Below are 16,056 nucleotides of genomic sequence, written 5' to 3' on the forward strand. Positions count from 1 at the left end.
GTTATTGGTAGGGTTAAGCGGCGGTTAACGACATTTGCAGCGCGGCGCGGCGGCGCAGCCAGGGGCTAGGCCGATAGCGTGGGTCGCCGGTGGCCTCAAGCAGGTTGGTCAATATCGTCATGATGCGCGTGGCTCCGTAATGGTCGCCCATGCGTAGCGGGCCGAAAGGGTAGCCCAAACCCAGCTCAACCGCTCGGTCGATAGTCGTGGGTTCTGCCACGCCTTGCTGGGCAATGTCGGCACCGACGTTGACGATGCAGGCAATAATGCGCTGAAGAACGAAGCCGTTGCTGTCCTGCAGAGTACTTACCGGCGTGCCGTCATGATTGAGCAGGCTTTGCGCTGCTTGAATGAAAGCGGAGTGGGTGATTGGCGTGGCCATGAGGCTGCGGCGTTTATCGAGCCCTGCGAGCATATCCACCGCTACACACTGCTCAGCGTCTAGCCCCTGGCGCAGGGCGCAGCTAGTGGCATCTTCTCCAAAGGGAGTCAGCAGGCATAGCGCTTGGGCAGTGGGTAGAGGGTCAGTTTCTAATGGCCAGCCCGCCGCATGCACCAGCGCGGTGAGTGCCTTGGCACTCTCGGGGTCTTCCTGGCTAATCCATACCGGGCAAGGTGAGGCAGGCTTGATGACCGGCTCATCCGGCATCTGCTGTTTGCCTTCCACATAGCGGTAAAAGCCTTCGCCGGTTTTACGCCCCAGCAAGCCCGCGGCCAAGCGCTGTCGGGTTAACGGTGAAGGGCGAAAACGCGCTTCTTCATAATACTGGTGATACACCGACTCCATCACGGCGTGGGAAACGTCCAGCCCGGTAAGATCAAGCAGGGTAAAGGGCCCCATCCGGAATCCGCCCTGATCAACCATAATACGGTCAATAGTGGCCGGGTCAGCGACGCTTTCGCCTAGCAGTCGCAGCGCTTCAGTGCCGAAGGCACGACCGGCATGGTTAACCAGAAACCCAGGTGTATCGGTGGTTTGGGCCGTAAAGTGGCCCATGGCTTGTCCTAGAGCATTGACCCGCTGAGTCACCTCATCGGTGGTACGCAAGCCAGGGATGACCTCGGCAATCTTCATCAGCGGCACTGGATTAAAGAAGTGAAAGCCAATAACCCGCTCAGGGTGCTGGCAGGCGGCGGCAATGGCCGTGACGGAGAGTGAAGAGGTATTGGTCGCCAACACAGCCTGCTGGCTGAGGATTGCTTCTAAATCGCTAAACAGCCCCTGCTTGGCCTCCAGCTTCTCGACAATGGCTTCCACCACAATATCGCAGGGAGCGAGCGCGGCAAGCTCGCTGGCTTCAATCAACCGTTCACTATAGTGCTGCGCCTGTTCTGCGTTAATGCGCTGCTTTTCGACACTTCTCTGCCATAAGCCATTAATAAAGGCTTTCGCTTCTTGTGCAGCACCCTCTTTAACGTCGAAAAGCATGACGTCTAGACCGGCCTGGGCAGCCAACTGTGCGATGCCACGCCCCATGGCGCCGGTGCCGACGATGCCAAGCGTGGTAAAGGGGGAAGGTGTTGATTCGCTAGCCATACGCTAAGTCCTCTCTGCAAATGGGTGTATATTTAGCATTGTGATTCTGCATTGCAAAATGGTGTTTCAATTATTGACTGCCATCCTAGGCTATGCAAAAGTGCCTGACAAGAATAGTGGACAATAGTTTTGCTATGCAAAATGCATGTACTGTCCACGCCCAGCGCTACTTCGAATGATAACTCTAACCATAAAACCCGTTGCCACCAGGAGCCGTCATGATTCGCGATCCCGAATTGATTAACCAGCTTGTCGATACCATCGCCCGCTTTGTCCGTGAGCGCTTAATTCCTAATGAGGCACGCCTAGCCGAAGAGGATGCGGTGCCCCCGGAAATTCTTGCGGAAATGAAAGAGATGGGGCTTTTCGGGCTATCGATTCCAGAAGAGTACGGCGGCCTAGGCCTGACGATGGAGGAAGAAGCGCTGGTGGCGATGGAGATTGGTAAAACCTCGCCTGCCTTTCGCTCGGTGTTTGGCACTAATAATGGCATTGGCGCCCAGGGTATTTTGATTGATGGTACTGATGAGCAGAAAGCCAAGTATGTGCCACGCTTGGCCACGGGCGAGATTCTTAGCTCGTTTTGTCTCACCGAGCCCGATTCCGGCTCCGACGCCGCCAGCCTGCGCACGACGGCGGTGCGGGATGGCGATGACTATATCTTGAACGGCACCAAGCGCTATATCACCAACGGCCCAGAAGCCGATCTGTTTACCGTGATGGCGCGTACTGACCCAGAGAATAAAGGTGCGGGCGGGATCTCAGCCTTTATCGTCGAAGGTAACACGCCAGGGCTGGTACGCGGCCCTGCGGATAACAAGATGGGCCAGAAGGGCGCCCATACCTGCGATATTATTTTCGACAACTGCCGGGTGCCCGCTGAAAATATTATTGGCGGGAAAGAGGGACAAGGGTTTAAAACGGCGATGAAGGTGCTGGATCGTGGGCGGCTGCATATTTCGGCGGTCTGTGTAGGCGTGGCCGAGCGCTTAGTGGAAGAGTCGCTGCGCTACACCATGGAGCGTAAGCAGTTTGGCGCGGCGCTTGCCGAGCATCAGCTGATCCAAGCCATGTTGGCGGATAGCAAAACCGAAGCCTATGCAGGCAAAACCATGGTGATGGACGCTGCACGGCGTAAAGACAATGGCGAAAATGTTTCGACACTGGCCTCCTGCTGCAAACTGTTCTGCGCCGAAATGGTGGGCCGTGTCGCAGACCGCGCGGTGCAGGTTCACGGTGGGGCGGGTTACATGTCGGAATACGCGGTTGAGCGTTTCTACCGCGATGTGCGGCTATTCCGTATTTACGAAGGCACCACCCAGATTCAACAAATCGTCATTGCTCGCAACATGGTGCGGGAGGCGTCCTAATGGCTTTATCGGTTTCCTACCAAGCGCCGGACGAGGCTATTTTTGGGCGCCTTGCCAGCGAGCTGGTGGCCGAGCTTCCCGAGCGCCTCAGTACCCGCGTGCTTGAAAATGCCAAGCTGCTTGGCGAGCACCCGGCTATAGTGGATGGCACTGTGCGCTGGAGTTATGCGGAGCTTGGTCAAGAAATACACGCCGCTTATGGCTGGTTAAGCGCATTGGGCATTCGCCCTGGCGACCGGATTATGACGGTGAGTGAAAACTGTCGCGCTCTGGTCGTGCTGCTGCTGGCCGCCAGTGAATTGGATGTCTGGGTAGCGATTGTGAACTCGCGCCTGTCAGCACAGGAAGTTGACCTGATTCAGGGCAACTGCCTGCCCCGGCGAGTCTTCTATACCTGTGAAGCATCCCCAGAGGCGTGCCAGCACGCCGAGCGCCACGCGGCTGACCGCTACCAACACCCTCAGTTGGGTGGGCTGGCCATTTCGCCGCTGTATGACAGTGAGCCCGAGCCGGTCTGCGCGAGCGGGGCCGAGCAGGTGGCGGCGATGATCTACACCTCAGGCACCACTGGCACACCTAAAGGCGTCATGCTGACCCATCGTGGCATTCTGTATATTGCCTCAATCTCTGGGGGCATGCGTCATTTAAGCGAAGGGCAGCGGGTCTACGGCGTGCTGCCCATGTCTCATGTGTTTGGCCTCTCTTCGGTATGTATGGGGTCGCTCTATAACGGCGCCTGCCTGTATACCGTGCCGCGCTTCGATGCCGCCCATATGTTGGCGACGCTAAAGCAGGAGCACATTACCGTTCTCCAGGGAGTGCCGGCGATGTATGCCCGGGCGTTAGAGTTTTTAAAACGTGAACAGCGCCCGTTAGAAGCGCCTGATCTAATTTATATGTCAGCAGGAGGTTCACCGTTAGATAGCGACACCAAAGTGCGGGTAGAGGCCGCCTTTGGGCTGACGCTGCATAACGGCTACGGTTTAACCGAGGCCAGCCCTACCATCAGCCAGACCCGCATCGATGACCACCATGCAACTAGCACCGTTGGCCGGGTATTGCCTTTACTTGAGTACCGCCTGGAACCGCTTAGCGACAGCGGAACTGCCGAGCAGCCTGGAGATGAAGTGGGTGAACTATGGGTGCGCGGGCCTAATATTATGAAGGGTTACTTCCGCCAGCCGGAAGCTACCCGCGCCACCCTAACCGAAGATGGTTGGCTCAATACCGGTGATATCGCCAAACTCGATCACCATGACCAACTCTATATTGTAGGGCGTAGCAAAGAGCTGATTATCCGCTCTGGCTTCAATATCTACCCGCCGGATGTGGAAGCGGTGATTAACGAGCACCCTGCGGTAACGCTTACCGCCGTAGTGGGGCGTCAAATCGCCGGTAATGAAGAAGTCGTGGCGTTTGTGCAGTGTGAGCCAGGCGTTGACGTTGATGTGGCGGAGCTAAAGGCGTTTATCGCCGAACGGTTGGCGCCTTACAAACGACCTACTCAAATTGTATTGATGGATACGCTACCTTCCACTGCCAGCGGCAAAATTCTTAAAGGGCGGCTGCGGGATTTAGCCCAGCAGGAGAGCGCCTCATGAGTTCTTCGCAAATACACAGGCCAGATACGCCTCAACAAGCACTTATGGGCTATCACGAGTTGCTAGGTATGCAGGTGGTTGAGTGGCAGCAAGATCGTGCCGTGGTGGAGCTCACTATCGAGCCCAAACATCTAAACCGCAGCGGTAATGTTCACGGCGGTGTATTGGCTTCAATGCTGGATAGCGCTTTAAGCCTTGCCGGTCTGCACTGCGACGTACCGGGCAATATACGCCGGGGAATGACGCTCTCATTAACCACGACCTTTGTGGGCCCCGCCCGGCAAGGTGTGTTGAAGGCAATAGGCACGGTGCGCGGCGGCGGACAGAAAACCTATATGAGCAGCGGTGAGATCGTTGATGAGAAAGGCAATTTAGTGGCCATGGGTGAAGGTTCATTTCGGCGCCGCAGTGGCAGTGAATCGTCTGAAGGCTTCCCGGAAAAAAATACCCATGGAGAAGGCTGAGTGAGCCCAGCCCGCCTGCGGGTTTCTCTGTTACTGCTGGTCACCTTGGCAACGCTGTATCATCTGGTGGTTGGCAGCCTGTTTTGGCAAGCCGTTGGCATTGCCGCGCTGGCGCTCTATCTATTAACGCTTGCTGGCAAGCTAACACGTATGGCCAAAGGGTTACTGCTAGTAGCCTTTATAATGTCGCTGCTAGCGCTCTGGCGTTCACCAAACCCAAGCCAACTGCTGTTTGAAGCCAGTGGACGTTTTGCGTTTTTTGCTACCTTTGTGGTGGCGTTGAGCATGCTACGTTTGCCTGCCTACCGTTCACGGCTGGTGCGCCGCTGTGGGCAGAGCATGCTGCTTCAACCGCCTAGCCGCCGCTACCCGATTTTATCGCTCGGTTCTGCGCTGTTTGGCATTATTCTCAATATCGGTGTGCTTAACTTATTTGCTGCCATGATTGAGAAGAGTAACACCCTAGGCGCGGCCCAAGGGCGTGCCTGGGTGCGAGAAGCTCGCCAGCGGCGCATGATGTTGGCGCTGCTACGTGGGTTTTCCCTGGCGCCACTGATCTCCCCTATGGGCATTGGGGTGGCGGTGGTGCTGTCGAGCCTTCCTCAGGTTACCTGGCTGGCGCTTGCGCCGTATATTTTGGGTGCCGCAGTGCTGATTTTTCTGGCGGGTTGGGCAGTGGATTTTCTCACCGGGCCACATCCCCCTGCCAATAAAGCCTTGGTAGCTGCCCCTTCATTACGCCCGTTGGCCCAGTTCAGTGTGTTGCTGCTAGGGATTGTGGCGCTAGTGTTTAGCCTTGCTTGGCTATTAGAACTGCGCTTACCCATTGCCGCGCTGTTAGGTGCGCCCACGGGGGCGCTGGTTTGGCTTGCCTGGCAGCGGCGTAGGCTTGGCTTCGGTGGGCTGCCTGCCGCGGTTAGCGCGGTGCATCGTCAGTTGCCGTGGCTACTTTCGCCCAGTGCCAATGAGATCGTGGTGCTAGGGGCGGCGGGCTATTTGGGGCACTTATGCGTTGGACTGGTGGACACTCAACAGTTGGCGCCGCTACTAACCGTGTTGAACCAGTGGGGCGCCTTCAATGCCGTGCTGGCGATGCTGATGGTGGTGGGGCTGGCCCAGGTCGGCGTTAATCCTATCGTGACGGTAACGCTGCTGGTGGGGCTGCTACCGCAGTTAGCTATCGAGGGACTAACACCCGCACTGATAGGTGCATCGCTGATGGTGGGTTGGGCGCTGGCGCTAATGTCGTCGCCGATGACGGCATCAATGCTGATTTTATCCCGATTTACCGGTGTGCCCGCCACGCGTATCGGCTACCGCTGGAACGGCAGATTTCTGGTCGCCTCGATTCCGCTATTGGCAGCGAGGTTTGTATGGGCACCCTTTTAAAGGGGGGTAAGAATGAGGAAGCGCTTGACCTTTGTGCAGTGTTTTTTTATTGTTCTTTTTATAAAGTGAAACATAATTCTGCTATGCGAAATCATCTAGGTTGAATATTTTTAATCGCCAGGAGCACGCCTTATGAAAGTACTCGTCGCGGTGAAACGCGTCATCGACTATAACGTCAAAATCCGCGTTAAGGCGGATCATTCGGACGTGGATCTTACCAACGTCAAAATGGCCATGAACCCCTTCTGCGAAATTGCCGTGGAAGAGGCGGTACGCCTGAAAGAGAAGGGCGTGGCGACAGAAGTCGTCGCCGTCACGGTAGGGCCCAAAGCCGCCCAAGAGCAGCTGCGTACGGCGCTGGCGCTGGGCGCCGACCGCGCCATTCATATCGAAACCGACGAGCGCGCCGAATCCCTGGCCGTGGCCAAGCTGCTGGCCAAAGTGGTCGAAGAAGAGCAGCCGGGGTTGGTGGTGTTGGGTAAACAGGCCATCGACACCGACAACAACCAGACCGGCCAAATGCTCGCCGCGCTGACCGGCCTGCCGCAAGGCACCTTTGCCTCGGAAGTGGCGGTGGACGGGGACAAGGTTAATGTGACGCGTGAAATCGACGGCGGCCTGCAAACCATCGCACTGACGCTACCGGCGATCGTCACCACCGACCTGCGCCTCAACGAGCCTCGCTACGCCAAGCTGCCCGACATCATGAAGGCCAAGAAGAAGCCGCTGGATGTGAAAACCCCCGCCGACTACGGCATCGAGGTCGCCTCCAAGGTCAGTCTGCTCAAAGTAGAGTCGCCCGCCGAGCGCAAAGGCGGCGTCAAAGTCGCCTCGGTAGACGAGCTGATCGACAAACTGAAAAACGAAGCCAAAGTTCTTTGAGATAAGCTCTTTAAGATAAGTGCTTTGAAAACCATACTTTAAGAAAAGAGCTTTGAAAGGAGTTGATGCCATGAGCATTCTGGTACTTGCGGATCTACACGAAGGCCAGCTGGCCGGCGCCACCGCCCACGTCGTGGCGGCCGCCCAAGCCATCGGTGGCGATATTGACGTTCTGGTGGCCGGTGAAGGCGTTCAAGCCGCCGCCGAAGCCGCCGCCAAACTTGACGGTGTAAGCAAAGTGCGCGTTGCGGATAACGCCGTTTACGCCCACCAACTGGCCGAGCCCATGGGCGCGCTGCTGGTCGAACTGGCCGATGGCTACACCCACGTGCTGGCCAGCGCCTCCACTACCGGCAAAAACGTCCTGCCGCGTTTAGCGGCGCTAAAAGATGTTAGCCAGCTGTCGGACGTTATCGCTGTGGATAGCGCCGATACCTTCAAGCGCCCGATCTACGCCGGTAATGCCATTGCCACCGTTAAAAGCGACGACGCGCTGAAAGTGATCACCGTGCGCTCCACCGGCTTTGATGCGGTCGGCACCAGCGGCAGCGCGACGATTGAAACCGTCGACGTAGTGGTGGACAACAGCCAGTCCAGCTTTGTGAAGGAGGAACTGGCGCAGTCGGATCGTCCTGAACTGGGCGGTGCTAAGGTGGTGATCTCCGGTGGCCGAGGTATGGGCAACGGCGAAAACTTCAAGCTACTCGACGGCATTGCCGACAAGCTGGGCGCCGCTATTGGTGCTTCCCGTGCCGCGGTAGACGCCGGCTTTGTACCCAACGATATGCAGGTCGGTCAGACCGGCAAGATCGTTGCCCCGGATCTGTATATCGCTGTAGGCATTTCCGGTGCCATCCAGCACCTGGCGGGCATGAAGGACTCCAAGGTGATCGTCGCGATCAACAAAGACGACGAAGCACCGATCTTCCAGGTGGCGGATTACGGCCTGGTGGGGGATCTGTTTGAGATCCTGCCGGAGCTTGAGAGCAAGCTGTAAATGCTTCTGGCATCCACGTATTGGTCGGAACAACCCGTAGCGGGGGTCTTTCGCCAGGGATGGCGAAAGTAGCGCCCATGGATGGGTTCACAGCGCCCCCGCGTAGGGTTGTTCCGACCATGCCATTGCAGTGTGACATCTTCTTGAAAGGCCCAGAGGGGCCTTTTGCAGTATCACCGCACAATAACAACCAGCGAGTTTCCCATGCTAACGCGCCTAACCGCTTCATTAACCCTGCCGGTGATCGGTTCACCCATGTTTATCGTCTCCGGGCCAGAACTGGTGATTGCCCAGTGCCAAGCGGGCATTCTGGGTGCTTTCCCCGCGCTCAACGCCCGACCTGCTGATGTATTACGTGATTGGCTACAGCAGATCACTCAAACCCTGGCCGACTACGACGAGCAGCACCCCGAACAACCCTCAGCGCCCTTTGCGGTGAACCAAATCGTGCACCCCACCAATGATCGCCTAGAGCACGATGTCGCATTATGCGCCGAGTTCAAGGTGCCGCTGGTGATTACCAGTCTGCATGCGCCTAATCAGGTGGTGAAAAAGGTGCACGCCTATGGCGGGCTGGTGTTTCACGATGTGACCACGTTGAGGCACGCCAAGAAAGCGATCGATGCGGGAGTTGATGGGCTGATACTGGTCTGCCACGGCGCGGGCGGCCATGCCGGGCGGTTAAACCCCTTTGCGTTTGTGGCGGAGGTGCGCCGCTTTTACGATGGCCCGTTAGTGCTGGCGGGGGCGATTAGCAAAGGTGAACAGATCGTTGCCGCCCAGGCGCTAGGCGTGGACTTGGTGTATATGGGCACGCGCTTTATCGCCACCCAAGAGGCAAACGCTCAAGCGGCCTATAAACTGATGGTGCTGGACGCAGCGGCAGGCGACATTGTCTATACCAACCTGTTTACCGGCGTGCACGGTAACTATCTGCGGCAAAGTATCGAGCAGGCGGGATTGGATCCTGATGCGCTGCCTGAAGGTGATAAAACCGCTATGCGTTATGGCTCAGGGGGGAGCAGTAAGGCAAAAGCGTGGCGGGATATCTGGGGCGCGGGGCAGGGCGTAGGCGCTATTGCCTCTATGCACAGCGTGGCCGAAGAAGTGGCCACGCTGCGCCAGGATTACCAGAAAGCGTTAGATCATTTACGGCGGCTTTGACGAAACGCCGCCACCCGGGTGTGAAAATCTTCCGACGCTTTGCACTGATCTTGAAGCTCGCCCTCTAATTGCATCGTGTCATTTAGCGGGCGCTGGGCAGCTTCCCGTAAGGCGCGTTTGGTAGCGCTTAGCGCCTGGGGCGATTGACTCACAAGTGCTTGCGCCAACGACCGAGCTTCCATTAGTACTTGGTTATCTTCGACAACCCGGTTGGCCAGGCCCAGTGCCACGCATCGCTCTGCCGAAATGGACGTCGCTAGGGCAGCCATTTCAAATGCCCTAGCATGGCCAAGCTGGCGCACCAGATGCCAGCAGGCACCGCCGTCGGGGATGAGCCCAATATTGATAAAGGCAAGCTTCAGGTAGGCGGAGTGGCCCATCACCACCATATCGCTGGCGAGCACATAGGAAACACCGATGCCCGCAGCCGCACCGCTAACCGCTGCAATCACCGGCTTATTCATTGCCATTAGGCTACGCAGGGCAGGCAGAAAGAGCGTTTCCAGCCGTTCGCTCGCAGGCTGAGACGTTGCCTTCTCAAACTCTGCCAGGTCAGCGCCGGCGCAAAACGCACTACCTTCACCTCGCAGAATCACACAGCGAACTTGCTCATTGTCTGCCACCACCGCCAGCGCCTCGTTGAGTGCCAGGGCGGTGGCTTCATTCAGCGCATTGCGTACTTCGGGGCGTGCAATGGCCACTTCTACGATGCCGTTTTCAATAGCGCTGACAGTCACTAACTCGCCGACGTAATCTGGCATGTATCGCTCCCTAATTAGCTTTTCTGGCAACGTTCTCAGGCAACCTTTAACAGCTCGCTGACCGTTTCGAGATGATAGTCGCTGTCGCCCAGGTAGTGATCGAACATTACCAGATGCTTGGCGTAGTTCGCGACATAGCACTCTTCGGTCATACCCATCGCCCCATGCAGCTGGATCGCCTGTTCGGCAATAAAGCGAGCCGACTCGCCACAGTAGGCTTTGGCCGCGGCAATTTTGTAATCCCGTTCGCTGGCAGGGAGTGCGAGGCTAGTGGCGGCTAAAATCGCCATGGAGCGGGACTGCTCCAGGTGCAGGTGCATATCTACCATACGGTGCTGCAGGGCCTGAAAGGTCGAAAGCGGTACGCCAAACTGCTTGCGCTCTTTTAAATAAGCGAGCGTTTGGTCGCAGGCCTCCTCCATTGCGCCGATGGCTTGGGCGCAGAGCGCTGCTCGGCCAACGGCCAGCACCTCCGCTAGCTTATCGCTAACATCTTCACTCAGGCAGTTGGTTAACGGCAGCTTGACGCTGTCCAGGGTCAGGTCACCGGCGGGCTGATCGTCGATAGTGCGATATAGGTGCGTCGATGTGCCCGGTGCATCAGCGGGCACAATAAACAGCCCTAGCTTGCCGTTAGCTAATCGGGCACTGACCAGCGTACCCGCAGCGGCTTCAAGGTTAAGTACCACGTGTTTTTTACCATTTAACTGCCATTGGTCGCCTTGCTGGGTAGCCTGGGTAGATACCGTAAAGGCGTCGTAACGGGCGCCAATCTCCTGCCAGGCAAGCGCCAACTGATGCTCACCTTCAAGTAGTGGGGCTAGCCATCGGGTTTGCTGTTCGCTGTTGGCGGTAACGGCCAGCAGTTGGCCGGGCAGCACTAGGCCAGCCAGATAGGGCTCGGGCACTAAGCCTCGTCCCAATGCCTGCATAATAATCATCAGGTCGGTGCCATCGCCGCCTAGCCCGCCTACGTCTTCGCTGAAGGACATATGCAGCAAACCCAGCTCGGCAAAGGTGCGCCATAGTGCAGAAGCGCGGTTTGGAGCAGCGGCTAGCATAGCGCGGCGCTGCTCGGGGGAAACCTGGTCGGCCACCAAACGGGTGAGCGTTTCTTCGAGCATGCGCTGCTCGTCGGTTAAAGCAAAATCCATGGTGACCTCACATGTTTAAAATGGTTTTGGCGACGATACTTTTCTGTATCTCGTTGGCACCGCCATAAATCGACAGCTTGCGACGGTTGAAGTACTGGGCGCTGGCGGCCGCGCTTTGGGCGCGCTCGTCATCCAGGCTGCCTTCGCCATGCAGGAAGTCGGGGAAAAATGGCAGTGCGGCGGGGCCAAGGGCACGGCGGGTGAGTTCGCTTAGCTCCTGGCGAAGCTCTGAGCCACGTACTTTCAGCAGCGAGCTCTCTGCGCCGGGTACGCCGCCATCCCGGGCCGCGGCAATCACGCGCAGGTTGGTCACTTCTAGCGCCATAAGTTCGAGTTCCGCTTTCACTACCCGCTGGCGGAAGCTGGGTAATTCCAGCAGCGGCTTGCCACGATGTTGAATCCGGCTCGCCAGCGACTTCAAGTGGCGCAGCGCCTGCTTGGCGTGACCAAGCCCCGCAATCCCCGTACGTTCGTGGGTGAGCAGGAACTTAGCGCAGGTCCAGCCCTGGCCCTCTTCACCAACGCGATTTTCAACCGGCACGCGAACATTGTCTAAAAAGACTTCATTGACCTCATGGGCGCCATCCAAAGTGATAATTGGCCGCACGGTGATACCGGGGCTCTGCATATCAATCAGCAGAAAGCTGATGCCAGCCTGCTTCTTGGCGTCTGGGTCGGTGCGCACTAGGCAGAACAGCATGTTGGCGTGCTGGCCCAGGGTAGTCCAGGTTTTCTGACCATTGACGATATAGTGGTCGCCATCACGCACGGCGCGGGTATTTAGGCCCGCTAAATCAGAGCCAGCGCCGGGCTCTGAGTAGCCTTGGCACCACCAATCCTGATTGCTCAAAATGCGCGGCAGGTAGTGCTGTTGCTGCTCGACACTGCCGAATTTCATGATGACGGGAGCCACCATGTTAACGCCGAAGGGTACGACTGTAGGTGCATGGGCAGCAGCACACTCTTCGTCGAAAATATGCCGCTGTACCGGCCCCCAGCCTGGGCCGCCGAACTCTTTTGGCCAGTTAGACGCCAACCAACCCTGTTCGCTAAGAATATTCTGCCAGCGCAGGTAGTCATCAGCGCGCAGATGGCGGCCCAAGCGCACGCGCTGGCTGATATCGCTGGGCAGTGCATCGGCTAGAAAGCGGCGTACCTGTTCGCAAAATGCCTGCTCTTCGGGGCTAAAGGTGAGGTTCATGGTCTATACATCCTTAGCAGCAGTTGAGAGCGTGGCCTGGCGGTGTGGCCCTCCTAGGTGACGCGGGTAGCCAAACGCTTCCACCGCGAGTAAATCGATGTCACTTTCCCGGTAGCAGAAGCCCTGTTCCGCTATATTGATACTTGCCTGTTCAAGCGCTGACTGCTTTTCACTGGCTGAAGCTTGCTGAATGGCATCATGCATCGCGCGAAGTATGCTTTTTTGTTGGCTGACCACGATGTTTAGCCGCAATGCTTTAAGGGTCAGTGCGGCTCGCTGCTGAGTAAGTGGCTCTGCGCTTACATTGACTAACTCACCTATTTGGCCATTTTCAGCAATGATCAGGCTTAGTGCACTAGCGGTGGAGCAGGCACTGCCAATCTCTTCCAGTGTAACAACCGGGCAATTCGCGAGGGAATCCTGAGTCGTATTTGGCCCCAGTAGGCAAAGCTCGGTGGCCTCGTTGGATGCGTTGGTTAAGCTAATGCCTGCCTTTTGCGCGGCCTTTTGCAGGCGTTCAAAGAGCGGATGCTCACCAATCAGCGCAACGTGTTTAAAAGCACTGGCTTTCTCAACGTCGGGCACTAGGTGCGGGCTGCGTGCGGCAAAAAACAGATGAATAAGCCCGGCGCGCTGGGGGGAGTCCATACAGGCTAGAAACAGCTCCCGCTCGCGGCGTAACCCAGCCTCCAGTGACTCGGCATCCACGCAGGCCTGAATCGTTTCGACAATGCGAAACGGCGAGAACAGTTCGGAAGACTGTTGGTTAAGCTGATCCAACGTCTTAGTGATGGCCTGGGGGTTCGCCGCCGGGGCAGGAAGTTGGCCGGTGATACGGGGCGTTTGGGCGCCTGCCAGCACTTCCTGGGCGGCCGCTAAACCCGCTTCAAGCGGCGTTTCAGCACTGCTAATGGCGTCGATAATGCCTGCCTCAAGTGCTTCTTCTGCTTCCACAAAACGCCCGCTGGTGATCATCTCTAAGGCGCGCTCAACGCCTACTAAACGCGGCAAACGCTGGGTGCCACCAGCGCCGGGCAGTAGACCCAGCTTAACCTCCGGAAGACCCACTCGGGTTCCCGCCAGTGCCACTCGATAGTGGCAGCCCAAAGCCACTTCCAATCCACCGCCCAGGGCTGTGCCGTGCAGGGCGGCAATCAGCGGTTTTGGGCAGGCTTCCAGTTGGTTAATCACATCGGGCAGCAGAGGGGCTTGAGGCGGCTGACCAAACTCACGAATATCTGCCCCGGCAATAAAGGTGCGGCCATCGGCGAGCACGACCAGCGCTTTAGCATCTGTGTCAGCAACACCCTCTTTAAGCGCATCGACTAAGCCACCGCGTACCGCGTGACTTAAGGCATTGACCGGCGGATTGGCTATTTGAATAACGCCTACATCGCCGTGACGCTGATAATGAACGGACATAGTTAGGCTCTCGTATTTCGCATGATAGTGAATTGAAAAGAGTACGCTTGGCGCCCCATCTGTTACGCAACAGAGGCGCTTTGCGAACGCCGATGGTGGCGCTGGCTTAAGCGTGCCATCAAAACACCGGGTACCAGCGCGGCTGCGGCCAGACCGATCAATTCCCACTGGCTAAGCGGCACCATCCCACCACCCGGTAGCGCCAGTAGTAGGCCAGCGATCAGTATCAAGGCACGAATCACGATCTCTTGCAGTGCGCCATAGCCCAGTCGACCAACCCCCATCAGGTAACCCTGCATGGCAGAAGCAAACAGGATGATGCCGATGACCGCCTGGATAAAGACAGCCACGATCATCAGCGGCGCGCCCTGCATAATCAGCGCGGGGTTGAGTACGAATAGGAAGGGAATAAAGTAGATCACGCTACCCAGACGCATCGCCTGCAGGCCCGTTTCCATGGGCCGGGCTCCGGCCACGGTAGCCGCGGCAAAGGCACCCAGTGCCACTGGCGGGGTAATAAAGCTCAGCATGCCCCAATAGAGAATGAACATATGTACGGCCATGGGATCCAGTCCGCCGCCTTGAATCAGTGCAGGGGCTAGAGCAACGGCGAGGAAGATATAGGCAGCCGTCACGGTCATGCCAATACCCAGCACAAAACTGGTAACTGCGCCCATAATCAGCAGCAGCGGCACGCTGCCACCGGCAATATTGATAAAGTCGTTAGCGATGGTGCCGGAAAGGCCGGTCATCGAAAGTGCGCCCACCAGCATGCCCACGCCAGCCAAAATAGCGATTAACTCGGCAAACAGCTTGGCCGCAGACGACAGCGTATCGGCTACATTCTTCCAGCCCCAGCGGTTATGTTTGGAAAGCTGGTTGAGCACCAACAGCAGCGCGGTGGCGTAGAAAGGTGCCACGGCTTCGCGCTGCATAATCAGCAGCATCCAAACTAATAAAGCAAAGACAAAAATAAAGTACCAACCCTCTTTGAGGGTTTGCCATAGCGAAGGCAGTTCAACGGCGGGCAAGCCTTTAATGTCGTGGCGGGCCGCGTAGGCATCAATCTGAATAAACAGACCCAAGAAATACAGAATTGAAGGAATGACGGCAGCCAGTGCTACCGCGGAATAGGGAATGTCGAGAAACATGGCCATGACGAAAGCGGTTGCGCCCATCACCGGTGGCATCAATACACCGCCGGTTGAGGCGCAGGCTTCCACACCGCCAGCAAAGGAGCGGCTCATACCGATACGACGCATGGCGGGAATCGACAAAACACCGGTGGTTAGTACGTTACTAATAACGCTGCCGCTCATCGAGCCCATCAGGCCGCTGGAGAAAATCGACACCTTAGCGGGGCCGCCGCGCACATGGCCCAGCAGCGCAAATGCCAGGTTGATAAAAAACTTACCGCCGCCGCTTTTTTGCAGCACGACACCAAAGATCAAAAAGCCGATCACCAGGCCCGCGAACGCCTGCAGCGGCACCCCCATGATGCTTTCGGTACTCATGGTGTGGTACATAGCGGTCTGTTCAAGCGTCGAAGGAAACGCCTGGATAGGGCCGGGGACGATATCCGCCACCAGCGGGTAAAGAGAGAAGACCCCCGCAATGATAGCAATCGGTAAACCGCCTGCCCGGCGGGCCGCTTCGATAATGAGCAGCCAGTAGGCATAGCTGGCATAAATAGCGATCTCAGGCGCAGAAAACGCCCAGCCGCGCTCTAAAATAGGGACTGCGTTATAAACAAAATAGCCGCCAACGATTAGCGTTATAGCGCTCAATAGGTAGTCGTACCAAGGGATAGGCTGTTCTTGTTGGCGACTCCGCATGGGCCAAAGCAAGAAAACCAGCGGTAGCAGTAGTGCCACAACGGCATAGTAGAACTGTGTTTCCAAGCCGGTTACGAACGTCAGTAAGCCAACGTTGAAAAGATAATCCAGCGTCATCGCCATCAAGATGACGGTGACCGTGGCGGGGATCCAGCGCAGCGCAGGGGGAAGCTGACGAATTTGGCTGATTTTTTCTTTAACCTGCTGATTATTGGCAGGTGAGGTATCTGTGGTCATGAGGGCATCCGTCAATCAGCAGGGGGCGGCAAGTGCCGCCCC

13 protein-coding genes are annotated in these 16,056 nt (G+C 57.2%); 7 read left to right on the forward strand and 6 right to left on the reverse strand.

The annotated features are described in order from the left end of the window. Positions 1 to 13 precede the first annotated feature (13 nt). A complete protein-coding gene (locus HALTITAN_RS16810; protein WP_009287811.1) occupies positions 14 to 1,537 on the reverse strand; it encodes a 3-hydroxyacyl-CoA dehydrogenase in 1,524 nt (507 codons plus the stop codon). Between the two features lie 218 nt (positions 1,538 to 1,755). Here HALTITAN_RS16810 and HALTITAN_RS16815 point away from each other — a divergent pair, with 218 nt between their 5' ends. The 7 genes from HALTITAN_RS16815 (at position 1,756) to HALTITAN_RS16845 (ending at position 9,404) form a co-directional block, all read left to right on the forward strand. After that, positions 1,756 to 2,907 carry an acyl-CoA dehydrogenase family protein gene (locus tag HALTITAN_RS16815; protein ID WP_022523327.1) on the forward strand — a complete coding sequence of 384 codons (1,152 nt, stop codon included), beginning with the start codon at positions 1,756 to 1,758 and terminating at the stop codon, positions 2,905 to 2,907. Continuing rightward, positions 2,907 to 4,508, forward strand: coding sequence for a class I adenylate-forming enzyme family protein (locus tag HALTITAN_RS16820; protein ID WP_009287813.1), 1,602 nt, complete (start codon positions 2,907 to 2,909; stop codon positions 4,506 to 4,508). The genes HALTITAN_RS16815 and HALTITAN_RS16820 overlap by 1 nt, the downstream gene beginning before the upstream one ends. After that, positions 4,505 to 4,972, forward strand: coding sequence for a PaaI family thioesterase (locus tag HALTITAN_RS16825; protein ID WP_009287814.1), 468 nt, complete (start codon positions 4,505 to 4,507; stop codon positions 4,970 to 4,972). Before HALTITAN_RS16820 ends, HALTITAN_RS16825 begins: the two co-directional genes overlap by 4 nt. Next, positions 4,973 to 6,361 (forward strand): hypothetical protein, encoded by a 1,389-nt coding sequence (locus HALTITAN_RS16830; protein ID WP_009287815.1) that lies wholly within the window; start codon positions 4,973 to 4,975, stop codon positions 6,359 to 6,361. It begins immediately after the preceding gene. Between the two features lie 132 nt (positions 6,362 to 6,493). Further along, entirely contained in the window at positions 6,494 to 7,243 is a 750-nt protein-coding gene (locus HALTITAN_RS16835; protein ID WP_009287816.1) for an electron transfer flavoprotein subunit beta/FixA family protein, read from the forward strand. A 70-nt stretch (positions 7,244 to 7,313) separates the two neighbouring features. Then, entirely contained in the window at positions 7,314 to 8,240 is a 927-nt protein-coding gene (locus tag HALTITAN_RS16840) for an electron transfer flavoprotein subunit alpha/FixB family protein (protein ID WP_039859826.1), read from the forward strand. Between the two features lie 204 nt (positions 8,241 to 8,444). Further along, positions 8,445 to 9,404 (forward strand): NAD(P)H-dependent flavin oxidoreductase, encoded by a 960-nt coding sequence (locus HALTITAN_RS16845; RefSeq protein ID WP_039859828.1) that lies wholly within the window; start codon positions 8,445 to 8,447, stop codon positions 9,402 to 9,404. Here the strand turns inward: HALTITAN_RS16845 and HALTITAN_RS16850 are convergent. The 5 genes from HALTITAN_RS16850 to HALTITAN_RS16870 form a co-directional block, all read right to left on the reverse strand. Continuing rightward, entirely contained in the window at positions 9,386 to 10,165 is a 780-nt protein-coding gene (locus HALTITAN_RS16850; protein ID WP_039859829.1) for an enoyl-CoA hydratase/isomerase family protein, read from the reverse strand. The genes HALTITAN_RS16845 and HALTITAN_RS16850 overlap by 19 nt on opposite strands. A 35-nt stretch (positions 10,166 to 10,200) precedes the next feature. Further along, positions 10,201 to 11,319: an acyl-CoA dehydrogenase family protein gene (locus tag HALTITAN_RS16855; protein ID WP_039859830.1), complete on the reverse strand. Its 1,119-nt coding sequence runs from the start codon at positions 11,317 to 11,319 to the stop codon at positions 10,201 to 10,203. A 7-nt stretch (positions 11,320 to 11,326) separates the two neighbouring features. After that, on the reverse strand, positions 11,327 to 12,520 hold the full coding sequence (locus HALTITAN_RS16860) for an acyl-CoA dehydrogenase family protein (protein WP_009287819.1): 1,194 nt from the start codon (positions 12,518 to 12,520) through the stop codon (positions 11,327 to 11,329). A 3-nt stretch (positions 12,521 to 12,523) separates the two neighbouring features. After that, positions 12,524 to 13,942 (reverse strand): enoyl-CoA hydratase/isomerase family protein, encoded by a 1,419-nt coding sequence (locus HALTITAN_RS16865; protein ID WP_039859831.1) that lies wholly within the window; start codon positions 13,940 to 13,942, stop codon positions 12,524 to 12,526. A 62-nt stretch (positions 13,943 to 14,004) separates the two neighbouring features. After that, positions 14,005 to 16,014: a TRAP transporter permease gene (locus HALTITAN_RS16870; RefSeq protein ID WP_039859832.1), complete on the reverse strand. Its 2,010-nt coding sequence runs from the start codon at positions 16,012 to 16,014 to the stop codon at positions 14,005 to 14,007. Positions 16,015 to 16,056 lie beyond the last annotated feature (42 nt).

This window comes from Vreelandella titanicae BH1, assembly GCF_000336575.1.
GTDB classification, from domain to species: Bacteria; Pseudomonadota; Gammaproteobacteria; order Pseudomonadales; family Halomonadaceae; genus Vreelandella; species Vreelandella titanicae.